Annotated in this window: 21 protein-coding genes and 1 pseudogene; 16 read left to right on the top strand and 6 right to left on the bottom strand. The window is 46.6% G+C overall.

Annotated features, from left to right (window positions below):
* Positions 1 to 5 precede the first annotated feature (5 nt).
* Complete coding sequence (yrfG, locus tag H5336_RS09130; RefSeq protein ID WP_185233468.1) at positions 6 to 671, bottom strand: GMP/IMP nucleotidase; 666 nt, start codon at positions 669 to 671, stop codon at positions 6 to 8.
* A 36-nt stretch (positions 672 to 707) separates the two neighbouring features.
* Here yrfG and nudE point away from each other — a divergent pair, with 36 nt between their 5' ends.
* From nudE to H5336_RS09110, 4 genes are all read left to right on the top strand, one after another.
* Positions 708 to 1,262 (top strand): ADP compounds hydrolase NudE, encoded by a 555-nt coding sequence (gene nudE / locus H5336_RS09125; protein WP_185233467.1) that lies wholly within the window; start codon positions 708 to 710, stop codon positions 1,260 to 1,262.
* A 96-nt stretch (positions 1,263 to 1,358) separates the two neighbouring features.
* A complete protein-coding gene (gene cysQ / locus H5336_RS09120; RefSeq protein ID WP_185233466.1) occupies positions 1,359 to 2,189 on the top strand; it encodes a 3'(2'),5'-bisphosphate nucleotidase CysQ in 831 nt (276 codons plus the stop codon).
* A 348-nt stretch (positions 2,190 to 2,537) separates the two neighbouring features.
* Positions 2,538 to 2,753 carry a hypothetical protein gene (locus H5336_RS09115; protein ID WP_185233465.1) on the top strand — a complete coding sequence of 72 codons (216 nt, stop codon included), beginning with the start codon at positions 2,538 to 2,540 and terminating at the stop codon, positions 2,751 to 2,753.
* A 94-nt stretch (positions 2,754 to 2,847) separates the two neighbouring features.
* Complete coding sequence (locus H5336_RS09110; protein WP_185233464.1) at positions 2,848 to 4,137, top strand: diguanylate cyclase; 1,290 nt, start codon at positions 2,848 to 2,850, stop codon at positions 4,135 to 4,137.
* A gap of 13 nt (positions 4,138 to 4,150) precedes the next feature.
* Here H5336_RS09110 and H5336_RS09105 read toward each other — a convergent pair whose 3' ends face one another.
* Positions 4,151 to 4,501: an MGMT family protein gene (locus H5336_RS09105; protein WP_185233463.1), complete on the bottom strand. Its 351-nt coding sequence runs from the start codon at positions 4,499 to 4,501 to the stop codon at positions 4,151 to 4,153.
* A gap of 194 nt (positions 4,502 to 4,695) precedes the next feature.
* Here H5336_RS09105 and traF point away from each other — a divergent pair, with 194 nt between their 5' ends.
* The 3 genes from traF (at position 4,696) to H5336_RS09090 (ending at position 8,713) form a co-directional block, all read left to right on the top strand.
* Positions 4,696 to 6,009: a conjugal transfer protein TraF gene (gene traF / locus H5336_RS09100; RefSeq protein ID WP_185233462.1), complete on the top strand. Its 1,314-nt coding sequence runs from the start codon at positions 4,696 to 4,698 to the stop codon at positions 6,007 to 6,009.
* A gap of 81 nt (positions 6,010 to 6,090) precedes the next feature.
* Positions 6,091 to 7,782, top strand: a complete 1,692-nt coding sequence (locus H5336_RS09095) for a hypothetical protein (RefSeq protein ID WP_246439064.1) — start codon at positions 6,091 to 6,093, stop codon at positions 7,780 to 7,782.
* A 118-nt stretch (positions 7,783 to 7,900) separates the two neighbouring features.
* The gene (locus H5336_RS09090) at positions 7,901 to 8,713 is read left to right on the top strand and encodes a hypothetical protein (RefSeq protein ID WP_185233460.1); all 813 of its coding nucleotides are present in this window, start codon (positions 7,901 to 7,903) and stop codon (positions 8,711 to 8,713) included.
* 106 nt (positions 8,714 to 8,819) lie between these two features.
* Here the strand turns inward: H5336_RS09090 and H5336_RS09085 are convergent, their stop codons facing one another.
* Positions 8,820 to 11,096: a beta propeller repeat protein gene (locus H5336_RS09085; protein ID WP_185233458.1), complete on the bottom strand. Its 2,277-nt coding sequence runs from the start codon at positions 11,094 to 11,096 to the stop codon at positions 8,820 to 8,822.
* Between the two features lie 194 nt (positions 11,097 to 11,290).
* Positions 11,291 to 12,667, bottom strand: a complete 1,377-nt coding sequence (locus tag H5336_RS09080; protein ID WP_185233456.1) for a DUF3300 domain-containing protein — start codon at positions 12,665 to 12,667, stop codon at positions 11,291 to 11,293.
* A 381-nt stretch (positions 12,668 to 13,048) separates the two neighbouring features.
* On the opposite strand from H5336_RS09080, the gene H5336_RS09075 reads away from it, so the two are divergent.
* The 6 genes from H5336_RS09075 to H5336_RS09050 all read left to right on the top strand — a co-directional run bounded on the left by H5336_RS09075 (position 13,049) and on the right by H5336_RS09050 (position 20,246).
* Positions 13,049 to 13,861, top strand: coding sequence for a formate/nitrite transporter family protein (locus tag H5336_RS09075; RefSeq protein ID WP_185233454.1), 813 nt, complete (start codon positions 13,049 to 13,051; stop codon positions 13,859 to 13,861).
* Positions 13,862 to 13,922: 61 nt separating this feature from the next.
* On the top strand, positions 13,923 to 15,647 hold the full coding sequence (locus H5336_RS09070) for a bifunctional protein-serine/threonine kinase/phosphatase (RefSeq protein ID WP_185233452.1): 1,725 nt from the start codon (positions 13,923 to 13,925) through the stop codon (positions 15,645 to 15,647).
* A 15-nt stretch (positions 15,648 to 15,662) separates the two neighbouring features.
* Positions 15,663 to 16,103 (top strand): cyanase, encoded by a 441-nt coding sequence (gene cynS / locus H5336_RS09065; RefSeq protein WP_185233451.1) that lies wholly within the window; start codon positions 15,663 to 15,665, stop codon positions 16,101 to 16,103.
* Between the two features lie 511 nt (positions 16,104 to 16,614).
* Entirely contained in the window at positions 16,615 to 17,823 is a 1,209-nt protein-coding gene (locus tag H5336_RS09060) for an RtcB family protein (RefSeq protein ID WP_185233450.1), read from the top strand.
* 60 nt (positions 17,824 to 17,883) lie between these two features.
* Positions 17,884 to 18,825, top strand: coding sequence for a hypothetical protein (locus tag H5336_RS09055; RefSeq protein WP_185233449.1), 942 nt, complete (start codon positions 17,884 to 17,886; stop codon positions 18,823 to 18,825).
* Between the two features lie 554 nt (positions 18,826 to 19,379).
* Positions 19,380 to 20,246, top strand: coding sequence for a TraB/GumN family protein (locus H5336_RS09050; protein ID WP_185233448.1), 867 nt, complete (start codon positions 19,380 to 19,382; stop codon positions 20,244 to 20,246).
* A gap of 63 nt (positions 20,247 to 20,309) precedes the next feature.
* Here H5336_RS09050 and H5336_RS09045 read toward each other — a convergent pair whose 3' ends face one another.
* On the bottom strand, positions 20,310 to 21,236 hold the full coding sequence (locus H5336_RS09045) for a substrate-binding periplasmic protein (protein WP_185233447.1): 927 nt from the start codon (positions 21,234 to 21,236) through the stop codon (positions 20,310 to 20,312).
* Between the two features lie 660 nt (positions 21,237 to 21,896).
* Here H5336_RS09045 and H5336_RS09040 point away from each other — a divergent pair.
* From H5336_RS09040 to H5336_RS23780, 3 genes and pseudogenes are all read left to right on the top strand, one after another.
* Positions 21,897 to 24,254: a putative bifunctional diguanylate cyclase/phosphodiesterase gene (locus H5336_RS09040; protein ID WP_185233446.1), complete on the top strand. Its 2,358-nt coding sequence runs from the start codon at positions 21,897 to 21,899 to the stop codon at positions 24,252 to 24,254.
* Between the two features lie 185 nt (positions 24,255 to 24,439).
* A pseudogene (locus H5336_RS09035) lies at positions 24,440 to 24,844 on the top strand (cation efflux transmembrane domain-containing protein); the annotation flags it as partial.
* Positions 24,845 to 24,975: 131 nt separating this feature from the next.
* Positions 24,976 to 25,206: a YfgJ family double zinc ribbon protein gene (locus H5336_RS23780; protein ID WP_185233443.1), complete on the top strand. Its 231-nt coding sequence runs from the start codon at positions 24,976 to 24,978 to the stop codon at positions 25,204 to 25,206.
* Between the two features lie 14 nt (positions 25,207 to 25,220).
* On the opposite strand, the gene H5336_RS09025 is transcribed toward H5336_RS23780, so the two are convergent.
* Entirely contained in the window at positions 25,221 to 26,888 is a 1,668-nt protein-coding gene (locus H5336_RS09025) for a Na/Pi cotransporter family protein (RefSeq protein ID WP_185233442.1), read from the bottom strand.
* Positions 26,889 to 26,992: the final 104 nt, after the last annotated feature.

Here is a 26,992-nt window from a genome sequence, read left to right as displayed (position 1 = left end):
GTTTATCAGCCAGTATGAATGGGCGGCATTATTTCATCGAAATGACAAATGTCGAGATATTTTTCTGAACGTATGGGTGGTTTCTGGCTGTCGGGTTGATTGATACAAACCAGATGCGCAATACCGTATTCGGCTGCTTTCGCGAGCACTCTAGGGGTGTCGTCGATAAAAACGGTACGTTTAGGGTCAAATTGTTCCTGTGCCTGCAGTTCATGCCAGAAGCCTATGTCTTCTTTAGGCAGCTGATAGTCGTGAGACGAAATGACGATATCTAGCCATTGATCGATAGCCGTGATATCGAGTTTCAGTTCCAGCCCCTTGGGGTGTGCATTGGTAATGAGCACCAGTTTTTTTTGCAGCTGACGCAGCGTACTAAGAAAGTCTTGTGCGTACGGGCGCAATTGAATTTTGTGCTGAATTTCACGCTTGAGTGCGGGAATATCCATTTTTACCAGTTCCGACCAGTGGTCGAGGCAGTACCATTTTAGGCTGCCCTCATAGAGGCGGATATGCTCCATTAGGAAGGCGTTGGCCTCCTCTTCGCTTATCTGGTGTGCCTCTGCATAGCGCAACGGTAAGTGCGTCAGCCAGAAGTAGTTATCAAAATGGAGGTCGAGGAGGGTGCCATCCATATCGAGTAACACGGTATCAATCGTTTGCCAGTCAATCATTGCTATAATACTCAGCCCTTTTTTCTGGATATCACCATGCCCGATAAACCCGAGATACTCAAATGTGAGGATATTGCACGTACACGGTTATTTCATGTGCAGCAGCTAGATCTTCGTTTTAGCAACGGCGAGCAGCGCACATATGAGCGTTTGGCTAGCGACGGTAATCCGGCGGTGATTATAGTACCAATGCTGGATGAAGATACGGTGCTGTTAATTCGTGAATATGGGGTTGGGGTTGAAGAATACCAATTGGGCCTACCAAAAGGTCGTGTGGAGCCTGGCGAAGACCCCTTGGATGGCGCCAACCGCGAGTTAATGGAAGAGGTTGGTTATGGTGCGAAATCCTTGCGCCACCTTAAAACCCTCAGCCAGTCCCCTAGCTATCTGCAGCATCACACCCAAATTGTACTTGCCCAGGATTTATACGCGCAAACAGCCGAGGGTGACGAGCCCGAGCCCCTTGAGGTGGTGCCCTGTAAGTTGTCCGAACTTGAAGATTTGATTTACCGAGAAGATCTGACCGAGGCGCGCTCAATTGCGGCGCTGTTTATGGCGCGGGCCGTGCTTAACGCTGAAGTAAGTACCTAACTTTACGGCATCTCTAATTATAGTGGTGCCGTTTATAGTAATAATGTGGCCGACACTGAATTCCAGCTTAAGCCCAAGCCGTAAAGCGACCCCTTTATGATCGATAATGCCCTATTGGACCACGTGGCCAGCATTTGCCGAGCCGCTGGCGAAAGAATAATGGCGGTGTATGAGTCCTCCGACGAGCTCGAAGTCACGAGTAAAGCCGACAATTCTCCCGTCACCCGCGCAGACATCGCCGCCCATGACGTACTCGAACCTGCGCTCAAAGCGCTGTTGCCGGGGGTGCCGGTGTTATCCGAGGAGGCAGCAATACCGAGTTTTTCCATTCGCAGCCAATGGCAGCGCTATTGGCTTATCGACCCCCTAGACGGCACTAAAGAATTTATTAATCGCAACGGTGAATTCACCGTTAATGTCGCGTTAATCGACGGGCATAAGGCGGTACTTGGGGTGGTATATGTGCCAGTACTCAACATTATGTATGGCGGTATTGCCGGTGTCGGCGCTTGGAAAACAGAGCGGGGTAAAACAAAACCGATTCAAACTCGACCGCTACAGGCTCAAATAGAGTGCGGTAAACCTGTAGAGCTGGTGGCTAGCCGCCATCATGGCGCTAGAGAAGTTGAAGGGCTAATAGCGCGCATAGAAGCCGCCGCAGGGCTGGTTGCTACCAAAAGTATGGGCAGTTCACTCAAGCTTTGTTTGGTTGCCGAAGGCCAGGCAGATCTCTATCCGCGTTTGGCGCTCACCAGCGAATGGGATACGGCCGCCGCGCAGGCGGTGGTCGAAGCTGCAGGAGGCAAAGTGGTGGATATCAACCTTGAGCCACTGCTCTATAACGCCAAAGCCGACATTTTGAATCCGTTTTTTTACGTCATTGGTGACACCCAATACAACTGGGAGGCACTGCTAATAACGGAATAGCGCCTCAAGTCACAGCCATATTCCATGTTGGCGCAAAAAATATTTTTTATTCGTTCATTGGCCCCAAAATGGGCTATTAACCGTTGAATTTTAAGAAGAAAATAGTGGCGCAAGCTTCCTTGTGTTGTTTCATTTCCGTTAACTCATGCCTGTTCTATTGGGTTTTATTGTCTATATTTGATTGACCGGCGATTGAGGTACAGCTGTATTACTTCTCGCGCCAACGAATGGGCATCAAAGTAATGTCCTTGGTCTGCTAACAAGGCAATAGTTTGCCCTGTGCGAAGCTCACGAAGAGCCTCGGCAGTATCCAAGATCCAAAAGAAAAAATTGACGGAAAAAAGGGATATGAACCGGGCACATCAAACGAGTCACCTGCGTATTGCATACAACAATACTTCTCTTATGCGCCAGCAACTGGTCCGCGAAATCACCTGTCTCGAGCGACAGCTCGAAAGGTTGAGACTTCGTGACGAACTGCTGGATCTAGCCACAGTGCACACTTACGAAGAAATGATCTCCAGTCGAAAGGGCATGCTTGATAACCTGCCCTGGGATGACTAGGCTTTGTAAATGGCTTGTGGTTGATTTGTCGCTCATTAGGCAAGGTGCGGCGGGTTTTGTTGCAAGAAATTAGTGGAAAATCAGGCATGCTGATTTGGCTATTAACAAAGCGTTGGTTGTCGATAACTCAAAAACATCTCAGGCTATTCTGGGGCAAATATTCTCTGTCAACGACATTGAGGTAGATGTTGTCGGTGATACCGAGAATGCATTCGCACAACTCAATAAACAGGATATACCCTACTCCCTTATTGTTGTTTCCAGCTCACTTCTAAAAGACGAACCCGAATACTTCGCGCTTAAACTTCGCACCGAAAAAAACTACGCCCACACACCGCTGGTTTTGTTAACCACTCGCAGCACCGAATTCGACCGCAGCTATTATGCTGTTGGTTACACGCAAATTTTCACCCGCACTGAAATTGGCAAATTCAAAAACTATGTCGAACAGGTACTTTGCCGAAGTACCTATGCCAAGAACAATGAAAATAAGGTGATTATTATTGAAGATGATCTATCACAACAGTTGGTACTAAAAGCGATATTGGAATCGAATTTTTGTGAATGTACCTGCTATAACGCCGCAGAAGAGGCGCTAAAGCATGCCGGCGACGCTGAAGCCGATGTCATTATTGTCGATTTTTTTCTTAACGGGAAAATGACGGGCATGGAGTTTATCAGTGAAGTGCGGAACCTAGATCACCCGTGGAAACGTATCCCCATATTGGCAACAACAGCACTAGACGACCCCGCAAGAAAATACGAATTCTTGCGTGCCGGGGCTAACGATTACCTCGTTAAACCTATAGAAACCCTGGATGTTACTGTTCGCGTTGAAAATATGATTAAGTACAAACGCCTTGTCGACACCGTAGAAGCGCAGCGTGAAGAAATGCATTACTTGGCCATGCACGATCAGCTAACCGGTTTGTATAACCGCCATTATATGGTGAGCCAGGTGGGCGGTCGAATAAAAGAGGCGCAGCGGCACAGAATTCCCTATTCGATAATTGTGCTCGACATAGATCACTTCAAGTCCGTCAATGATACCTGGGGGCATGATAAAGGCGACCAAGTACTAAAGGCGATTGCCGATATATTAAAAACACATTCGCGTACTGAAGACATTGTGGCGCGCTTAGGTGGAGAAGAATTTATTTTATTACTGGCACATTGTGACTTGATGTTCGCGGTAAAAAAAGCTGAAGAGCTACGAGCCAAAATCGAAAGCGCAAAACCGGCAGGGCTGGCTTTAACCGCTAGTTTCGGAGTGGCGGAATTGTCACAAGCACTAAATAATTTTGATAGCCTTTTTAAAGCGGCAGACAATGCTGTTTACCAAGCAAAACATGACGGGCGTAATCGAGTACAAACGGCGCAATAGAGCTGCCCTTAAATTACGAGTGCTCTTCGTAGCCCAGTGCGAACAGTTCCTCCAGTGTCGGTTGCCACTGATAAATAGACATACGTACTCGGTTGTTTTCCACAATAACACCTTCGTGTCTCAACAATTGCGCTTGCTTTTTTGCCATAGTCGAATGGGCTGTGAAGGCAATTTCGCCACTTGAGCGCAGCACCCGTTGCCACGGAAGTTGTAATTCTTTGGGTGCCAGCCCCATTACCTTTCCCACCATGCGCGCCCTGCCGGGCAGGCCAGCCAAAGTTGCAATATGCCCGTAGCCCGCGATTTTCCCCTCAGGTATTTGCGCGATGGTATTCCATATTCTGTCGTGTTTATCGTGTGTCATGACTTTTACATTATAAGCCGTGTGATTTTTGTTTGGTCAGTCGTGATTATTCAATGTTTTGTGCATTAGCAGAAGGAGGCATAGCCTAAATTATCCACTCACTAGACTGATTTTGCATAACCTCGCTTTAACTGAGGTCTCTCGTTCGCTATTGGCTAAACTTTTCGGGTGGACTGTCCAAAATAGGAGATTATGTGAGAAAGATACTCGCCATTATCGTCACAGCGACTATTACGCTGGAGGCCAATGCGGGCTCCAACGGCGTATACGCTGGGCCCAACTACACTACCGGAGATACCCCCTCGGAGCATTCTATTTTTGCTGCGGCAACAAACCCCGCCTATGCTGCGCTACCAGTGTTTGAGTACGACGCGTGGCGTATGAATATCCTGCCCACATTCTGGAATCGTCATGAATTGGGAGAGGTAGACAATTTTATCGACGACCTCGATGAGCTTATCGATCTTCTGGACGACCCCAGCTCTATCGACGAACCGGTGCAGGATGTATTGGACCGGTTTAACGAAGTACTCGTTAAGATGGGCGAAGATGGTTACACAAGAAATAATGTAGGGCTTACTGCCCCGCTAATGCCGTTATATTTCCGCAGCGAATCGCTCAACGCGACTTTTTTTGCAGAATTTAGCTACGGCGCCACGGTGGGGATGAGCATACTCGACGATGAGCTAACTTTTGATATAGATACCCTCTTCAATACTAACACCTCTGCTTACCTCAAAAGTGGTCTAGAGGCGCGCCTGTCTGGAGGCGCGAGTAAAAAGATTTTCGCTTTCGGTAACCAAAACAAAAAACTGGATGTGTATGCCGGGGTAAAGCTAAATCTCGTACGCATGGAGCTCAGTAAGCAGATTATTGCGCTGCAACAGCTTAATGGCGAAAGCATAGAAGATGTGATTGTCGATAGTTACGATCAAAACCTGAATGCTTCTACCAATTTCAGCGTGGATATCGGTGTGATGGTGGATGCCGATCGGTATCGTGCCGGATTGAGTATTACCGATTTGAATTCACCCGCTTATAGCTATGGTGCCATCGGCGTTGCCTGCGACGGTTTTCCCGAAGACAGCATTGAGCGCAGTAATTGCGATACAGCCCAATATTTTGTAGAGGTGTTGGGTGAGGTTGTGGGGCATGAAGAGCATGAACAAAAGGCGTTAGCGACTTTGGACGGGGTCTATTTTTTGACAAAAAAATGGTCGGTTAGTGGGTCCATGGAATTAGCCGCTTACGATGATGTTGTTGGCCAACAAAATCAATGGATGACCTTAGCAACATCCTACCAATCAGAACATAGGTTCTGGCCAGCGATTCGGGCAGGCTACCAGAAAAATTTGGCGGGATCAGCGTTAACCAGTTTTAACTTAGGGTTCACGTTTTTTCAGCGGCTAACCATGGATGGTTCTTGGGGTTTAGAGTCTGTCGATGTTGATGATGTGCAGGTGCCACGTACGTTCGGGTTTTCCATCGGATTGAATCAAAAGTTTTGACAAATATTTAGGGGGATATACGCCTACGGTAGTGAATTTATTCGTGTGTATTCCAACTTATTTGCTTTGAGGTAATAAAGTATGTCTAGTAGTAATGGGTTAAAAGCAGGGGCTCTAGCAAGCATGTGTTTGGTATTAATGGCATGTGGAGGTTCAGGGCAGGACGATGGAACGCCAAGTAACATCAGTACTCATTTATCGGGTAGAGTCATTGATGGCTATTTGGCGAGAGCAACGGTATTTGTCGATACCAATAATAACGGCCGCCGGGACGCCTGGGAAGCCTATGCGTACACCGACGACGAAGGCTATTACAGTTATAACCTGAACACCAATACAGATTACTGTGTAGCCGGTATAGACCCCGCGCTAGGCCAATACTGCCTGAATCTACAGGTTGATATCAGCCATTTTGTTATTCGAATCGATAGCGGTTACGACCTACAAACCGGTGAACCCTTTTTCGGTCAATTAAGCCGCCGCGTGAATATACAGGAAAATTCCGATCCCAACTTTATCATCTCGCCTATTACCACATTGGTGACCGCATTGGATGATGAGCAATCTACGCTAACGCTTCTCAATAAGTTGGGCCTTAATGAGGCGGATTTGGATGTCGATTATCTAAGTGACCGTGAATTCAATGCAGAATTATTGAGCAAGGCCATTACTATTCACAAAACCGTATCGGTAATAGCTGACCGCCTTACCGATGTGTACGATGAAATAGGGTCTAGCCTAGGGACGCCCAACGATGCATCCCAAGCTGTGTATCTAAATCTTGCTATGCAAATAAACGGCGGTACGAGTACGGCAGATGAAGTGCTGCGTAGTGCCGACGATTTAGTTGAGGTAATGAACGAAGCGGAGGCGCGACTGCGCAGCATATATGAATTGCGGGAATTGAATTTGCCGACCGACATTGGTTCGGTAAATGATACTTCTGGGTTTAGCCGTGCAGTGAATATTGCCAGGCAAGTACCGACTATTGTCGATACTGTATTTGGTGGAGATGTCGATTCACTTACAAGAGACGATGTTGATGGCAAAATAAAGCTAATTGAATCGGTTGTTGTTAAAAGCTTGGATGAGCAAGGCGGTCAGGATTCCACTATAGATAGCGCCATTGCGTTTATAACCGCTGTAGGAAATGCAACTTTGGTTGAAAGCCTTAGCGGGATATTGAATAGCGGGGACACCTTTGTCTCAGCGCTCAAAAACAATGATTTTTCTGGAGAAGACTTTGATTCACCAGAAGACTTTGATTCCGCCGTTAGTCTGCCCAGTGGCGCCGAAGCATTTAGTTTAATTGCGGGGAAAACTGTGCGTCTATCAGACCCAGAGTTAGGTGATGGGCCGAATGACCTGAAGGACATTGAAGTGGCTTTCTTTTTTGAGGGCGAGAGCGTGGCCGATGCGGGCACATTTAAAGCCTGTGTCAAATATATTGATGGCGCCAGTAGCGATGGTTCGCTGGGTGACGGTAATACCCGCGGCGAATTGATTGAAGGTTTCTGGACACTGTTGAACGCTCAAAATAATGAGTCCTACAGTATCTTAATGACCGCAACCTTCTTAGGTGGGTCATATCAGTCTGTTATTAAACCGGCAGGCTTCATAATGGTTGATGGTGAAGAACGCTACGCATTGCGGTTTGATTTTGATGGTGATATTCGCGATTGGCACACAGAAAACGGTTTTAACTTCGCAACCACCGTACCGAATTCGGCTAGCGAATGTGAACAGCTATTGCCCTCTCGCGTTGGAATTTAGGGGGTAGAGGCACGCTTTATCAACTGTTCACGCTACAGTATTGGGCGTGAACAGTTTTTAACGGATTTTTTTTGTAAAAGTGGTAGAGTTAGGCGTGCCTCCATACTCGGAAACCGCCATGAAAAAGTTACTTTTACCTCTGTGTTGTGTTTTGGCCGTATCGGCCTGTGACGATAACGATAAAGCTGATTTTGTACGTGATGCCGGTAATATCGCTACGGCGGAGATTACTCAGGTTATCAACATGGAAGTGCATGAACAGGATGACGATGAAGCGGCTCATACTCACCTAAGCTTAGAATTCTTTGGCCTCGACCACGACGGCTATTACTATCTTATACAGCTTGAAGATAACGACGAACTGTCGATTGCGCTTAATGGCGAAAGTACGGTGGTAATCGGCGAGCCCCTACCCTCAGAAGATGACCCCTACTTTATTGAATACAGTGAAGAATTTGAAACAGCCGAAGCCGGTACTGAGTTTTTGGTGGCATTGGACCGCGACAGAGAATCTTCTGTGCAGACGACAAGCCTTTTGATTCCCGAAGCGACGGTGTTTACGCTGCTGCCCGCAGACAATCCGTTAGACCTTCAATCTGAGCTAACGCTGGAGTGGCTTGAAAACGAAGAACATAGCTACGGTGTGCGTGTTCACTACGGGTGTGATGTTATCAATAATCACCCGGTGAACATTACCGTACACTTTCCCAACCGGGGCGCCCCGGAATTAATAAGCCCGTTTAGCTTTATGCCTGGGGACTATTTTACACCACCGGCAGATGTGGAAATTCTCGGCTGTGAGCTTACCATACGACTGTTAACATTCGCAGAAGAAGAGCGTTTCGGCGATACCGATTTTGAACGGGTGATTATTCAAACCATGCGCAGTGTATCGGAAGTGCGAGTGCTCAATATCGAAGCGCCGCTGTAGCCGTTGCCGGTGTTTTTTCGCTAAATCAAATATTACTAAGTTAAATATTACTAAGTTAAATATAGGGTTTCGTGCTGCGAAACCCAACAGATTTATCCTCGTAAATTTATTTTTTGGGCTCTCCCATTACAATTCCCCGGCCATCCGTCGCCACATAAATACGACCTGCATTGCGTGGATCGCCGGCCAATGTGCGAAACCGCTGGCCATATTGATGGTGCTTATCGTTTAAGCTGTTCCAGCTTTTACCTAAATTATCTGAGCGCAATAATCGGCGCTCGCCATCGCAATGACCTATGGCAAGCATTGCTGGTACGTCGCCGGTAAGTGGTTTTCCGAATGCCAGCTCTTGAATATTCGCAGTAGATGCAATGGATCGAAAGTTTTTACCCGCGTCTTGGGAGAAATAAAGTTTTTTACCCGTTACCAGCCAAAGCTGATCTTTAGTGTTCGGTTGTGCTAATAAGGGCCACATTTTTTCTCGCCACGTGGGAGCCATTTTTTTCAGATTATTGGGTAAGCCCTCACTGGCATAATGACTGAAGGTAAAACCGCCGTCGTGACTTAGATACATTTCCGCTTTTTCAAAATCCAGCCCATAGAAGCGTTTCCCATCGGATTTATCGGCGATTGGCCGAACATTTAAGGGGAGGCCTTTAACTGGCTGCCACGATTTACCCTTGTTTGCGCTAATCATTGCTCTGGGGCCAGTAAAAATAAAAGTTTCACCATCGGCAGAGACAATAATTGCGTGGTTACCACTCAAGTCGTGTCGTTTTGGTGACGATGTGCTATCTGTTTTATGTTCGGGGACCGACAAGGGTTTCCAGTTCATTCCGTGGTCGTTGGACCAGGCCAAGGTTGGTGCTTTCCCTGTTTCATCTCGATGGGGTTGGGTACCGCTGCGCACAACAATATTGGGCTGCAGCGGTGCATAGTCGATGGAGTTGGTGTTGGCGAATACCGGCGTGGTAAACATCACCTGTGGTGACTCATCAAAGTTAGTATGAGTAAAACCGCTGATGTCGCCAAAGCCACTGAGTAATTCCGGTCCCTCTGGCAAACTGGTTAGGGTAATGACGGCGGTTTGTTCAATGCCTTTTATCCACGGTGTCCACAGTAGATTGGTATGCTTGTTGTTGTTTTTGTGTAATTGCGTCGTACGGTACACTGTGGCGCCAGTGGTATAACTTAGATCAGTATCATCAAACGGATTTAAGGCGAGGCCTGCCATCCACCAACCAAAATCGGCTTCGGGGTTGCCCCAGTATAAGTACGGTGTAGCACGCACATTGCGTTTGCTTTGGGGGCCAATATTTTCCCAAGTGCTGCCGGCATCGTTGGAAATAAAAATAGTGTCGTGGGGCTGCCAGCGATTCATTGTGGCCACCACAATTCTATTCGGGTTAGAGGCGCTGGCGGTGATACCCATAAAACCCCCGCCGGGGCTACTGCCTTTTTTATTGGGCGTGTGGTTGTGGCCGGGTGTTATATCTGTCCATTTTGCTGATGCCAAATTTAGCCGATAGACCGCGCCATTGGTTACGCCATTGGGGCCGGTGTTGTTGCTGTAGGCGATAAAAAAATTGTTGCCGGCTTGAACCGCCTGCGCAGGCCGCAGGGTGCTTTTCGGTTCACCTTTTATGGGTGCCCAAGTTTTTCCTGCATCGAGTGATAGGTATAGGTGTTGAGAGGCGTTGTCGGCAACGGCAGCAATTATTGTGTGTGTTGACGTTTTATTTTCAGTGCCGCGAACAAAATGGATAAAGCTTATACCGGCGTTTGTGGAGCGCCCTTCACTGGGTACGCCTTTACCTTGGTGGGGAAAGCTTTTTACAGTCTGCCAGCTTTTGCCTTGGTCCACACTTTTAAATAAGCCGTCGTGGCGCGAGCCAAAGAAGAGAATATTGCCATTAATAGGGTCAACCGCTAGGCGTTCGCCCATACCACGACCATCTTCGTTACCGCCCATACGGAAGGGTACCGGGGTAATTTCCCAGCTATTGCCCCTATCAAATGAACGTAGCATGGCCGCAGGTTCGTGTTTGTACATTCCAGCTGCTACGTGAACAATGTCGGCATTGCTAGGGTCTAGGGCAATACTTTCAATGCCGAAGTAATTGGACTGCTTCATGCCGTCCTGCAGAGGTATCCATTCTGGGTGTTGCTCGTCGCGGCGATAAACGCCACCCATATCCGTTCTTAGATACGCCAGCCCTTTTTCGGCTGTACTGTAGATGAGGTTGGGGGCAAACCCCCCCGCGCCTACGGTAATGTTGCGCCAGCTATAGTCTTGCAGCGGACAGTTATTCGCTTGAGTAGCGCTGGCGTAAAGAAGAGTGACAACAAAAAGGCTGAGAAGCCGGGGCATAAGGCGAAACAAGTGAAGCACCTCCCGTGCAATTGTCAATAACGTTGGCGACTGCTGCGAATTATAGGTAAAACTACTTCTATATATGATAAAATTTTGAAGATGTTGCAGATAGGTCAAATAGGGGTGAGAAGAAAGCCGGGTTCGCGGCCTGCTTTTTAGCGCCCTGCGCTGATTATGCTCACGTATCAAGGTAATGAGTGCGTTTAGCGTGAGTGGCGGTTGCTCGTGCGGTCTTTACGTTGAGACGATCCGCGCTTAACGGTCGTACTTTTGGCTTGGGTACGGCCAGTGCTGTAGGTACGAGTGGTGCGCTTGTTTTGTTCGTATTTCGGTTGTTGTTCAATTTTTGGCTGTGGCTCATACCGCTTGGGCGGAGAGCTGCGCGGCTTTGGTGGTGGCGTACGTACATTGGTCGCTTCGTGATTATTGTTCCGCTCCGCGTTCCGCACATTGGCGTGTGCGGCTGTTGTTGTTTGTCTCGGTTTGGGAGTATTGGTGGTGGCGGGTGGTTGTGTGGGGCGTCGAGTATGTACGCGTACATCGCCACTGATATTAGTTCTACTTTGCGGCCGAGCTTCACGCTCCACCTGAAGGTTCTGAGTGTTACGTCTGTTTGAGGTGGCTGTACTGCGATGTTTGTTCCAGTTGCCTTCCGTGCGTTCGGGTGTGCGCGGTGGTCGCGAAGTGTTTGTGCTAGCGGTGACGCTGGTTCGTCCCCGGTTAAGAGTTCGGTCGTTATTACCATAGCGTTCGCGTACAACAGTATTACGATAGTTTACGCCCCGGCGATGCTGAGGGTTGTGAACCCAGTGGCGGGCATCGCGGTGGTGCACAATACGCTGGCGATTGTAAACGCGGTGATGTTGGTGATTATTAATCACCACTACATGGCGGTAGCCCCAATGAATAGAACTGTGAAAATAGAAGCCAGAGTTGATGTATAAACTGGGCATCCATACGAATACAGAACCGCGATGTTGGGCTGGGTAGTGCGCCCAGTAATGAGGGGGGTGGTGTGGCCACCACCAGTTACCGTAAACCACAACGGGGTCGTAGTAGGGCACATACACCACTTCGCGCCTCACCGATTCAATCACAATGTTGTTATCTTCCTGCAAGACTGTTTGGTGTTCTCCTGTCTCCAGGTGGCCTTCATTCTGGGCGCGCGTGCGTAATTTCTGCACGCTGGCCATCACCCGCCCTTCTGATTGAAGAAAAGCCTCACCCAAATTCTGGGTCCAGTTCAGGTCATTACTCATGCGCTCAAGTATGTGAGGAAAAGGTACTAAGGCTTTTACGCTGGGGTCCCAATCCTTTTGTTCAACGGCCTTTAGGGCTTCCTCACCATCCATATCGGCGTTTGTACTGGCCCAGCGCTCTGCTTGTACTACTTCCAGTGGGTAGGTAGCAGCGATAAGGATGTGGGAGAGAACTGTATCGGGGTAAAGCGCGATAGGTGCGAGCACTTGATCGAGTTCGGCATCGGTAAACCGTGCGTCATCGCTGTTGGCTAGCGCAAATCCGTTCAACGAGAGTGTGGCCAGCAGAAATATGGCCAGATACTGTGTGGCTCTGATCATAGTGGGTTCTCCCGGTACGCATTGTAGGAATATGGCGTTATTAAACTACAGTTTACCTTAATCCTAGCTGAACGCTTTGCACAAGCATGTAGCGAATGAGGCTTTGAAGCGTGATAGGCCGCGCTTATTGTGTGTCATTCCTGTGCGGGCGGGGCTATAAATTAGCGCACCGGCCAATACCCATGCACCAATATGTTTCCTGGCGGGAGGGCGCAATTCACCGTTGTGAATCCTCGAGGGGCTGAGAGTCCCATCACTGCCATTAATTTAGCGAGTTAAGCTTTAAATAAGCCGTTTTTTCATTGTGGGCATAGCTATTGCTCTGTGACTGTTGTGACTTAGCGTCAACAGGACCAATTCCAATTAACAAGAGAAAACATTATGGCTTACATTGAACCCAGCGAATTCGTAACCAAAATGGTCGATTCAGGTGAGCAGAAGTGCTACATGTCTACCAAAGACACGTTTATCCGCGCGTTTATGGCCGGCGCAATTCTTGGCTTGGCGGCAATTTTTGCGATTACCGTTGCCGTGAAAACGGGCTCACTTTTGGTGGGCTCGATTCTTTTCCCCGTTGGCTTCATCATGCTGTACTTGATGAAGTTCGATCTTTTAACCGGTGTATTTACCTTAGTACCGCTGGCACTCATCGACAAGCGTCCAGGTGTTACGGTCAAGCAGATTTTGCGAAATTGGGGCTTGGTATTCTGTGGTAACTTTGCGGGCGCACTTACCACGGCATTTATGATGTCCTTTATCCTAACTTACGGTTACAGCGTTGATGGCGGTGCAATTGCGGATAAGGTCGGTGCAATTGGTGAGGGGCGAACCTTGGGCTACAAAGAACACGGTCTCTCCGGCTGGTTCACCATCTTCATTCGTGGCATGTTGTGTAATTGGATGGTGTCCATGGGCGTTGTTGGCGCCATGATTTCCACTTCTGCTGGCAGCAAAATGATGGCCATGTGGATGCCGGTAATGCTCTTCTTCTTTATGGGTTTCGAGCACTCTATCGTTAACATGTTTCTCTTTCCGTTCTCGATGATCATGGGCGGTGATTTTACTGTTGTTGACTACCTCATCTGGAACGAAATCCCAACGGTACTGGGTAACTTGGTGGGCGGCTTCCTGTTCGTGGGTTTACCGTTATACCTCACGCACGTTCGTACCAGCCCAGAGCGTCAAATCGCCTAATATACTATCAACGGAATCTCTACCGCATTGGCAGCTAGCCTATGCGGTAGAGACAACTTTTATGAGAAAGCAACTCCGGGTTTCCATTGGTCAGTATAGTGATAAAGGCCGCAAGACGCTTAACCAAGACTGTATTGGAGCCTTAACACCTAAAGAACCGTTGCTGAGTACCAAAGGCATCGCCATAGCCATTGCCGATGGTATTAGCTCTAGTAATGTTAGCCAGATAGCCAGCGAAACGGCGATAAGTGGTTTTCTTGGCGACTATTTTAGTACCTCGGAAGCTTGGTCGGTAAAGCAGTCGGCCGAAAAGGTGTTGCAGGCAACCAACTCGTGGCTTTTTGCCCAAACACAAAGCAGCCCTCATCGGTACAACAAAGATAAGGGCTATATCTGTACCTTTAGCGGCCTAATATTCAAATCCAATGCCGCCCATATTTTTCATTCAGGTGATACGCGTATCTATCGCCTTGTTGATAATCACCTAGAGCAACTAACAGAAGACCACCGCCACCAGGTGGATGAAGGCAATAGCTACCTTACCCGCGCACTGGGCGTACACCAGCAACTCGATATGCAATACCGCACCATTCCCGTGGAAGAGGGAGACACCTTTGTTCTTGCCAGCGACGGCGTATATGAATTTATTGCGCCGCACTTGGTGGCCGAAAAATTGCGAGAATATGCAAACGACCTAAACGCCGCTGCACAAGCCTTAACGCAAGCGGCGTTTGATGCTGGTAGTGATGACAACCTCAGCATTCAAATTGTACGCTTGGAGCAATTACCCGACAAAAAAGTAGATGAAATTCAGCAGCAGGTGGAAACCTTACCGTTACCACCGCGACTGCAGGCACGCATGCATTTTGACGGCTACGAAATCGAGCGCGAAATTTACATAAGCAGTCGTAGCCACGTATTTTTAGCCAAAGACGAAGAGAGTGGTGAGCAGGTCGTCATAAAAACCCCGTCAACCGAAATGCGTAACGACACCCTCTATCTCGAACGTTTTTTAATGGAAGATTGGATAGCAAAGCGTATAGACAATGCCCATGTAATGAAGGGAACCCCAGTTACCCGCAAACGCAACTATTTGTATATTTCCACAGAGTTTATAGAGGGCCAAAATCTCGCCCAATGGATGCGTGACAATCCAAAGCCGAGCGTAGAAGCCGTGCGGCATATTGTGGAGCAAATAGCTAAAGGCCTGCAGGCGTTTCATCGCCAGGAAATGGTCCACCAAGACCTGCGGCCAAATAACATTATGATCGACCAGTATGGCACCGTTAAAATTATTGATTTCGGCTCCACAAAAGTAGCGGGTATTACCGAAATACAAAAAACCGATGACATACAGGGCACCGCACAATTTACGGCGCCGGAATATTTCATTGGTCAAGAAGGTAAAACCCGATCTGACATATTTTCCCTGGGTGTTATCTGCTATCAAATGTTAACCGGCGGCCTGCCCTATGGTACAGCCGTATCCATGGCTAATTCCGCAAGCGCACAGAATAGGCTGAATTACACACCTTTAACCCATAAACGCAAAGATATACCTGTATGGGTAGACGACGCGATTAAAAAGGCTGTGGCTATAAACCCCATAAAACGCTACCAAGTGCTTTCTGAGTTTGCCTACGATCTACGTCATCCTAACCCAGTATTCGTAAGCAAAACGCGCCCTCCTTTAATCGAACGTGACCCCATTACCTTTTGGAAGTGTGTGTCATTGGCATTGGCCATATCTGTTGTTGTATTACTTTACCAACTCTACATTCCGTAACAGAGGATTACTAACATGACTAAACTCGACGTAACCGAAGCGATTATTCTTGCCAAAAAAAGTAAAGGCTTAAGCTGGGAAGCGATTGCCAGTGAAATTGGCGCGGGCACTGTATGGGTAACTTCCGCATGCCTGGGCATGAACAGCATGCCAGAAGTCTTCGCAACAAAACTGGTGGCGCTACTGGGCCTTTCGCCCGAAGCCAAAACCACGCTAATGGAATACCCAACAAAAGCGTGGGAAAGAGATGTACCCCAAGACCCGCTCGTATACCGCTTGTATGAAGTTGTTGGCGTATATGGCGACACCCTGAAAGAAGTGATTCAAGAGAAATTCGGCGACGGCATAATGAGTGCTATCGACTTTAGTATGGATGTGGACAAGGAAGAGAATCCGAAGGGTGATCGTGTTGTTATTACTATGAACGGTAAGTTTTTACCTTATAAGGCTTGGTAGGGGGTTACTACTTATCTATGCATCAGATAAGTAGTAAAATACTTTTGATGGGGCCTGATCTAAAGCATTTGTGCGCAGCCCCTTATTTTATTTAATTTATTTTCTGCCTGGAGGTGAACGTAAAAATTCTACGTTGAATCAGTTTTAGTTGTTGATAAAAGTGAATATTAGAAAAGACCAGCATATCTATCGGCGAACGGATGTTGACATGGCCGAAAGTAAGCGTAAAATGCCCAAAAAATTCATTTACCTCAAAGGAGCACTTTGAATATGCCTAATACAGAAAGCCATAAAATCTAAACCTTTCGAGTGCTCAAACTTGGAAGGTTATCCTCTAGATGCCTTCCAAGCCGGAAATAAAAACCCTGGCTGGGAAACTAGTCAGGGTTTTTTTATGCGCAGGGAGTACGGAATACAACAGTGTAAAAATTGTGTAAGAAGCGCACCTGCGTAAAGACGCTAATGGGAGGGCAAAAAAAAATACATGCCGATAAATCGGTAGGAGCCAGCTATGCCGGTAAAAATGGAATTAAACAAGAAGCAAACCAATGGTGTAAAGCCAGTAAAAATTTATACGCGCGATATAGACAATACCGCGTTAACGCAATTAAAAAATATTGCCCAGTTACCCATTATTCACTCGCATATTGCCGCCATGCCCGATGTGCATGCGGGTATAGGTGCTACGGTTGGTTCGGTTATTCCCACTCTTGCTGCCATTATTCCGGCTGCGGTGGGTGTGGATATTGGCTGTGGAATGATGGCCGTACAGTTGTCGTTGAGGTCATCACAACTGCCAGACAGTTTGGTGTCCATGCGCTCGGCCATTGAGCGTGCGGTACCTGTTGGCCTCGGTGCCCACAAAACGGTTTCGATTCGTGAAGGGGCTTGTAAAAAGCTGGAAGTGCAGGTGAATACCCTGTTCGACAAACACCCGAGCCTGCTGAAAATGCAGAAGCACCCACGCCAAACTTGGGCCAAGCAATTGGCCACCTTAGGTAGCGGCAATCACTTTATAGAGGTGTGTGTCGACGAAACTAAACAGCTGTGGGTAATGCTACACACCGGTAGTCGCGGTATTGGCAATTGTATTGGCCGCTACTTTATTCAGATGGCAAAAAAAGATATGCAAAGGCACATTCATAATTTGCCCGATAAAGACCTCGCATATTTCAGTGAAGGCAGCGAGAACTTTGACCACTATGTGGAAGCGGTGAATTTTGCTCAGGCGTACGCGAGACTGAACAGGGAAGAAATGATGAAGATAGTACTGGCGGCCATTAAACCAATACTACCGGCGTTTATCTTGCAAAAAGAAGCCATTAACTGTCATCACAACTATGTGAGTAAGGAAACCCACTACGGTGCAGAGGTATTTGTTACCCGCAAGGGTGCCATTAATGCCGAAAGTGGTCGGTTGGGCATTATTCCCGGCAGTATGGGCGCTAAGTCATACATTGTGCGCGGTAAGGGTAGTGCAGAATCGTTCTGCTCGTGTGCCCATGGAGCAGGCCGAGCTATGAGCCGGTCGGCGGCGAAAAAAGTATTTCGCCGTGAAGACTTGGTTGCGCAAACTATAGGTGTTGAATGCCGTAAGGATAAAGGTGTTCTCGACGAGATTCCGGCAGCCTATAAGGACATTGATAAGGTAATGGAAAACCAAAAAGACCTTGTGGAAATAGAGCATACGCTTAAGCAAGTGCTGTGTGTAAAAGGCTAAAAAGATCGATACTGAGCGTTAAATTTAAACCTATTGGACAAACTATGCGGAAACAAGATTATGGAAAAACAACTATTACAGGAGGTGCTGGGCTGTCTCTGCGGTGAGCGCACACTGTACTACTATCATGCGGATCAATATGCGGTTTACTTACTGCGACGGCTGCTAAGTAAGCAGCCGAAAATGGCTATTCGCGAACTTCGTAATAGTCGTTGGTCATCATTGCTTAAACGGCCATTATTAAAAAGCTTGGTGGCTGAATGTGGTAATGGCTATTTAGAGAAAGGCATACTTGATAACGTGTGGCCGGAGCAAGCGGAACCGTTTGTGATGACGTTGGGGCGTTGGGGTGGCGTAAGAACCCAGGCCTGGTCGCAAACATCACGGCCAGGCACGAACTTAGTGTTACAACTTAACCTGTCGACTAAGTGGTGCCGCGAATTTGAAAAAGCCGTAAAGCTGTCGGCGAATCGTTTTTTTGATTGTGGTCACCCGCTCAGCGATACGCGAGCGACTACCCTTGCTTGGGCGCGTTTGGATATAGATTTCGGTACCGATGAAGTATTAGTAGAAGAAATACAGTCAGATCTGGTTCGCGGTATTGTCAACATGTACCGGCTGGCACAGCGGGCTAAGGCGAAGGGCCTAGCGACATTTTGTTACCGGCGCCATGAACTGGAAACCACGTTGATTATCGCCTTTGCAGTAGAATTTTTAGCTGCGTTTGCCAAGAATTGGCAGGAAATCATGCTTTCGGCCACTCTTGATTTCGTGTTTGATGAGCTGGGTATTTCACTACTGTATTACCATAGCTTTGAAACGGGCAATCAACTGAAGCATTTACATTGGTCTAAACCACCCCGGTCGTTGTATACCGATTTGCCAAAGCGTTTTTGCTTTACACAAACAAATGATGCACCGATATTTTTACAGCAAGAGAGGACGTTGCGACGTAAATTCAAAAAAATGGAGAAAAATCAGTGGTTTTATATGGCAGCTTGAATCAGGGAAAAACTATTTATTGTACATGCTTCACAAAAACCACCACACAAAAACGGAAGGAGGTTAACCATGCCTAAACGGCAAAAAGTCAGAAATTTTCACGCTTGCCATCCAATTATGGCGAAAGGCGGCGTTCACCAAAAGTCTAAAGGGGCAAAACGGGCAGCGGCCAAACACGATACTCGTCGAAAGGCGAGTGAGTGGCTTGGCCGCCCTTACGCCATATACCCGTTTTATTTGCGAGCCCTGTTCATCTCCATACCGCGTACTAGCGCGAAATTAACCTGTTTGAGCTTTTCTTAAAGCGCAACTGAATGGCGTATTCAGTGGTCTAAGCACATGAGATTAAACCGGCTACCACGTGTAACAAATATACAGCCTACCAGACGACAATCGAAGCCACTATTTGCCTACTCCCCCACTACTCCCCACTACTGCACTAAATAATCGTACTGGCTGGCGGCCGGTGATTCATCTTTGAGGTTGGCTAAGCTTTGCATATGGGTGGTAATATTCAATACAGAGAATATTCCAATACCCTAAGAGATTTGATTATGAAGCGTATTTTTGGCGTTTTTCTTGCCGTATGTTTTTTTGCTGTGTCTGCTGTTACCTATGCTGCTGCGCCAGTTTGGAAAGTAACGTACGAAAAAAACATTACCTATATTGGTGGCACAGTACACCTTTTGGCTGCGGAAGATCACCCGCTTCCGGATGCGTTCGAGACGGCTTATAAACAGTCAGCTTCGCTTATATTCGAAACCGATATTGATGCTGCCTCCACGCCGGAATTTCAGGCAAAAATGATGCAAGCGATGATGAGTAAAGATGGCCGAACGTTAAAGCAAACACTAAAAGAAGACACCTACAACAAACTAAGCGATTACATGAGTGCTCGAGGGAGCTTTATAGCACAGTTTGCTCAGTTCAGCCCTTCTGGCGTCTGCCTAATGGTTGCCATGATGGAGCTGCAGTTTATGGGGCAGTCCCCCGAGTGGGGTGTAGATGTGGTGTATAGCCGTAAAGCAAAACTGGACGGAAAGAAGTTGGCCGGACTTGAAACGGTTGACGAACAGCTTTCATTCTTTACGGATATGGGCCAGGGCGACGATGACGAACTAGTGCTGTACACGTTGAACGATATCGACAAAATGAAAAGCTATATACAAGAACTAAAGAGGGTATGGCGAGCGGGTGATCTTGCTGGTATCGATACGGCCGTTTCTCAAGATAAGGACAAATTTCCGCAAATGCACAAAGCGCTTATTGCTGATCGCAACAATAACTGGGTTCCGAAGATAGAAAAAATGATTAAAGCAGAAGGCACTGAATTCATATTGTTTGGCGCGGCTCACTTGTCGGGTAAACAAGGCGTGATCGCCCAGTTAAAAGAGCGAGGTTACAAATTAGAGCAGCTTTAGCCCTCCCTGTGCACGCTTGAGATGACGGTGTGGGCCGTATATTAATCGAATGCGTGTCTTTGGTCACTGCAATAAAGCCTTCTTTTGAGGGCTTTTTATTGGCGACTTTTCTTCGTTCGCCTGCAAAGGCTTTAGTAGGTAGGGCCTGTCACTCTCCATATAGGTGGGGCTTATATTTGTATTTTCGAGATAAAATGTCTTTCGTTCCTGTAGATTTAACAGATTGAGTGCAGCTTCAAAATGATGAACAAATATTTTATCTATTTCACCGGTTTTGTAGGCCAACTTTAATCCGTATTCCAGGCGTTCCGCCAACAAAGGCTGATGTTTACTCACACAAAAATACATTGGTAAATAGGTGTAAATGGCAATGTTGTCCGCAACATCAAGGTTTGGGATAACTGGGCTGAAAGCTCTTAATTCAGGTTCTATTTCGTAAACACCACGCATTAGTAACTGGAAGCGATCTGCCTTAAGCATCTTGAATAGACCGGGGTAGTTACTGCCGTACACGACATCGAAACCGTGCGTTTCAAGTATTTTTCCTGTGGACCAGCCTTGCCCCTGTCCCACGGCAAGGGTTTTCAAATCGTTCACGGTGGTTATCTTATCAACTTTAGCCTTAGTTTCTTTTAGCATAAAAAAAATACGGTAGCTAGCTAGACCTTTTAGTAGCGGAAAATGGACGACCTGAGAGTGCTCCTCCCACTCGGCTGTTGGCATAGATATAGCCACCGATAGATCACCTTTAACAATTTCCTGCAACTGCCGCTGAATGGGCATGTGGCCTATTTTGCGTAATATAAGATAGGGGCCGTATTTTTCCGCCGACAATTCAAGCGCGGTGGCGAGTAGATAGTTAGCGTAGGCGTGGTGTTGGCTGGCACGATTGACGACGGGTACGTGTACAATTTCGACGTTGTTATTAGGGGTTTCCGCAAAGCAAAAAATCGGTATAAAAAGCAATATACACGTTAGAAAATATTTCATAGTGGCCAAGTAACCTAAGTGATGTGCCAAAACAACCCACTGTTATAGTATTTTGGTTAGCTGATACACGTTTTTATGCATTTTGGTTTCTGATTCGCGGCGAATATTGGTATAAGCGTTAAGTATAGGGTGTTTTGGCGCGCGTTACTTAATTGGCCTAGCTTATTACGATGAATAATACGTTAGCGCTACTATTTGTTTTTGTTTTTGTTTTATATGATTATGTGGCGCCATTGGTCGATCTGCTTGCTGGCTTTCCGCGCGTACGCTCAAAAAGTGTAATAGAGGGTATTTGTAAAAACATTTTGGCATAAATGTCGTTATTTTAGTTACAAAAATAGAATATTCTACTGAAGTTAGGCGTCTATATTTGTGTGAAAAAACACAATCACACAAGGGCCGTGAGATGAGCGGTAGGGTGGCACGCAAGAGTGGGCTTCATATCTGGTTTTATAAATATTTATTTTCGCGCTAATGCGTAATACAGCGTGTAAACATCTGTTTACGGTAACATTATTTTGGTTAGACGGGTCTACACTCTTAGGATAGCCTGAAATTTTTCTAAGGAAGTTCAATAACGCAAAAATACGATACACCAACCACGGCTGGTGGGTTATACCGCAATGTTTTTGGTGTTTTCAATAGGAGGCAAATGGACTAATGCCGAATTCGATATTCCATGTGCGTGCATGGTTTAAAGCAAGTAAGTGGGACTTTGCTGGTCTAACGCTAACGCTTGTGCTTATTTTAGCATTGGTGGGTAACGTTGTACGCATTCAAATTCAGGATGATAGCCTGTACCACCACCCCTTTGTCGTCTCCAATACAGCTAAGGATATGGAGGTAAGTGTACTTCGGGTCAATCAGCTCTTGTTAGAGGACAATAGCTTTAAGCTTAAATCTGATGCGCTTTTATTGCAGCAACATATTGATACTATCCACGGACACTTGAATACGCTTAACGCACTTTACTTAGGGGATAAAGGTGACCTTCGTGCAGCTAATGCCAGTGTTCACCAGTGGGTTACTTTGGGTGAGCAGTTGGTAAATACGGACTCAACAGACCACGCTAATTTTCATCAAATGTTGCTTTTATATCGAGCCTCGTTAAACACCTTAATGGCCGACTTGGGTGTTGTACATAGTTACGCTATTGATAAGGCCGATCATTTTCACCGTTCTTCACAGTACGCGCTTGTGGGCAGCCTGATGAGTATAGGCATCATAGCGTTAATGGCGTTCGTATACTTATTAAGGCGATCAAAGATAGCGCTTGAACGAATTTCAAGGTATGCAGAGCGAATCGAAAATTCAAGAAATTTGTATAAGCATATTCTCAACTCTTTTCCCGATTCAGTTATTATTTCATTAAAAGACGGAACAATTTTGGACGGAAATGTTCAGGCTTCACAGTTACTCGGGTACAGCACGGGCGAATTTAAAAATATTTTCGTTAATGATCTAATACCCGTAGACCTGCATGAACAGTACGGCGATTATAGGGATCGATTTTTTAATGCTATCAGTGAAAAGAGTGTGCAATCAGCGAGCACGAAGCATCGTAGCTTGCGTGCTGTTAAGAAATGCGGTGATGAAGTGGATGTTGCCATTTCCATGAGCGTAACGGCGGTTGGCGATAGAGAGTTAATCCTCCTATCTCTTCATGACATATCTGAACAGATAGCCAATCAGAAAAAAATATTTCATCAGGCGAATTTTGATTCGCTTACCAACCTACCAAATCGTCTTTTAGCGGAAGACCGTTTTTATGCAATGTGCAAAGTTGCACGTCGGAATAACCGAAAACTGGCATTGCTCTATATAGACTTGGATGACTTCAAAAAAGTTAACGATTCATTAGGGCATGAGGTGGGCGATCAACTACTTACCGAGGTGAGTACGCGTATGCAGGCCTGTATACGCGAAAGTGATACGCTCGCGCGGCTGGGTGGTGATGAATTCGCCATATTTCTTGGTGATATTCATTTCGTAGTAGAGGCAGAACAAAAGGCCAAAGAGGTGATTCAGGCCATATCTCGCGATATCACATTGGATCGATACGAAGTGCAGGTAGGTGCTTGTATCGGTATTACCATATTCCCGGATAACGGCGCCAGTTACTCGGAATTAATGCGCAGCGCAGACGCGGCAATGTATCATGCAAAATCCCTGGGGCGAAATCGTTGTTGCCTGTTTGTAGATTCCATTGCCGTTAATATTTCCCAGCGGTTTAAAATTGAAACAGAAATGATGTCGGCGTTGGAGCAGAATGAATTTAGTGTTGAATATCAACCCCTATTGCGCGTTAGTGACGGTAAATTGCTGGGAGTAGAGGCGTTACTGCGGTGGGATAGTAAAAGCCTTGGTTGTTTGCGCCCAGATGAGTTTATCACCATTGCAGAAAACAACGGTCTAATTATTGAAATTGGTAATTTTGTTATTAATAGCGCAATAAAATATGTTGGTGATCTCGAAAAATTAGTAAATTTGGATGAGTTTAAGTTGTCAATAAACCTATCGCTTAAGCAATTGGTTGACCCAAATTTGTATAACACTATCTGTAATGCAGTGACTGCGTCTCAGTTGCGTTTCCCCAATATTGTCATTGAGATTAACGAAAATGCATTGCTGGATAATTCTTCCACGGTGTTGAATGTGATTAGGCAGCTTTCTCGCAATGGCATAGAAATATCCATGGACGATTTTGGTACGGGGTATTCATCTCTTAGCTATCTCCGGAAATATCCCTTCGATTATATTAAGTTGGATGGCTCGTTCATTCAGAATATGGACTCAGATGCGTCAAATGTTAAGCTCGTTGAAGCGGCAATACTTATGGCACATGCTCTGGACATTAAAGTTGTAGCCGAAGGGGTTGAAACCAATAATCAGCTCGATATTTTGGCCGGGCATGGGTGTGATGTAGCACAGGGTTACTATTTCAGTAATCCTTTAACGATGCAGCAGTTTAAAGCGTACTGCACAACCCAGAAAAAGGTAGTCGCTTTTCGCAGTTAAAACGTTTTCGTTTATGTTACTTATTAACGTCAAAATACCTTCCTCCCCTCCCAGTTTTAGCTAACAATCAGCTTTGCGAGTACTTTTTCTACTGTTTTGGTGGGGTTTGCAAAAATAGCGATAGCTTAGTTTTTCAAACTCGGTTGCTGCTCCTACACCTTAACGTGTAACACGATCACAATTTCAAAGCGGCTTATTTCCACGTGCTAGCCGATGCGCTTACGTCTGTATTGGCAATTGTGGCGCTTTTTGCGGGTTGGTTTTTGGGCTGGATTTGGTTGTACGCCATAATGGGTATTGTGGGTGCGGTTATTATTGCCAAGTGGGCATTTACTTTAATACGTGAAGCAAGCCCTATATTGTTAGATAAAAGCAGTTCTTCATTGGGGGCGTTAAAAATTGAATTAGAGCAGCGCAGAAACCTAGAGGTTAAAGATCTACACGTGTGGACACTTGCGCAGAATCACCTCGCGGCCATTGTATCGGTAGTGCCAGGCCAAGACGTAGACAGCGAAATGATTAGGCGTGATTTGCAAAAATTACTGCCGAGGCTTTCGCATATAACCGTAGAGTTGTTAACTGAAGGGTAGCTTACATTTGATACCCATTTTTTATTCAGGCATGTTGCATTTTTTTGTTTTTTTGCCTTAGTTACTTAAATGCGATGGCAGATTGTGCTAACAATACGATCTCCTGTCGGCACACCTACAGGAAATAATTATTGAGTTATTTTATCAATTGCCCCCGTTGTAACAAAATAGCACTTAACCCTCTTCAGCAGGAATCACAATGTGAGGAATGTACAACCGCCTATACGGTTGCGGCTCAGTGTCCTACCTGTGAAGCAGAGCTAGAGAGAATAATAGGCTGTGGCACAACTACTTTTTTTTGTAATGACTGTAAAGCTATGGTTTCGAAGCGTGAGGCGGTTTATCGGTTAAGTAGTCATTAGCGGCCATTTTGCCGTCATTGCTCAATTAATCTGCGGGCTATTTTCCGTGAAATAGTATTTAGCCGAAGAAAGTGCTCGATTAAATCCGATTCAATTTTAAACGCAGCTACTCGGTTGGGTTCGCTGGCCACTAGGCGTTTAGTCAAATGGTTTGCGGCTTCTTCGGCTAATTTCGCTAGCGCAGCTTTATTGTTTACCGCCTTTTCTGCAGCCGCTATTTCCTTCCGCTCCAAGGCTTTCAGCATATTGCTGTAGCTCTCGTATACTTTTTTGTAAACCGGTTGCAGTGTATGAATGGTTATGGGGCTGATATTGATATGCAGGCGCAGGCGTTTTTCGGCACAGTGAAGAATATTGTCTTGAATTACATCGCCAAAACTCTCGAGGTCGTTGGCTATAGCCATGTAGTTGGAAAGCATTCTGTGCTGTTCGTCTACCAAATCTTGTTGCGAGAGCTTTCCCAGGTAGCGAACTATTTCGCCGTGAAGCTCGTCTAAGCCGCTGTCTTCCGTTGAAAGCTGTTGTATTTGGCTTTTCTTACCCTCCGTGGCCACATGAAATGCGCGAGAAAGTGTACCCTTAGTCATTTGTGCCATGCGCACTAATTCGCGCCTAACCTGATCAAGTGCTAGCGAGGGTTCTTCTAGGTAAATTTTATCCAGGTACAGAGCTTTGGTTTTTTCTGGCGTGGGTGCTTTTGGCACAAGGCGTTCTACAATTTTCGCCATGGTGGTGGTAAAACCAATAAAGATAAGTGCGTTGGCGATATTAAAAATAGTATGGGCGTTGGCGATTTGCCTTGGGGTGTCGGCAGCGAGTTGTTCCGTGTTGGTAAGGCTGTTGGAGCTGGGGGACAGTGTTGCTATTAGCTCAGCAAATTGCGGAATGAACAGCACCCATAGCAGTACCCCACCTACATTGAAGATAACATGCACCCACGCCGCTTGAACGGCCTCCCTTGGTCGCCCGATTGCGGAAATACTCGCGGTAATACAGGTGCCAACATTGGCGCCAAAAAGTAGAGCAATACCGGCTTCCAGGCCAATTAAGCCTTGGCTTGCCAATACAATAACGATGCCCGTGGTAGCGGAGGAGCTTTGCACAACAGCGGTAAATAGCATGCCTATGGCGATACCTGCTAAGGGTGAAGAAAGTCCCTGCAGGGTATCTATAAAAGGCTGCCAGCTACGCAATGGCCCGGTGGCGTTGCTCATAAGCTCCATGCCAAAGAAAATGAGCCCTAGCCCCATAAGGGCTACGCCCCACTTTTTTAGACGCTCGCGTTTTGCCAGTACTTCTATGAAAAAGCCAGCGGCAATCATAAGCAGGCCGTATTTGTACACTTTAAAGGCGATGATTTGCGCGGTTATGGTAGTGCCGATATTGGCACCTATAATCACGCCGATGGACTGACTCAAATTCAGTAGCCCCGCCGAAATAAACCCCACCACCAATACGGTAGTAACCGAAGACGATTGAATGACACCGGTGATAATAGTGCCGGCCAATGCTGCCGTGAAGCGGTTGCGGGTTAAGTTGGCGAGCAGGTTCTTCATTCCGTCGCCGGCCGCAGCTTTGAGGGCATCGGACATTTTGCGCATACCGTAGAGGAAAAGCGCCAAGCCTCCGCCTAGGCCGGTAATGAGAATACTAAGGTTTAATGCATCGGTTGCTTGGGTCATATGGCCTGTAGCTTTGGTGATTACGCGTGTTAGTTCACATGCTAGCGGGTTTTTACGGGTGGCCTCTACCTAGTAAATCAATAGTTCATAGGTTCGGCTCAGTT

Source organism: Teredinibacter franksiae, from assembly GCF_014218805.1.
Classification (GTDB): domain Bacteria; phylum Pseudomonadota; class Gammaproteobacteria; order Pseudomonadales; family Cellvibrionaceae; genus Teredinibacter; species Teredinibacter franksiae.
Note: the sequence above shows the minus strand (reverse complement) of the source record. Positions and strands in the feature narration are given on the sequence as shown.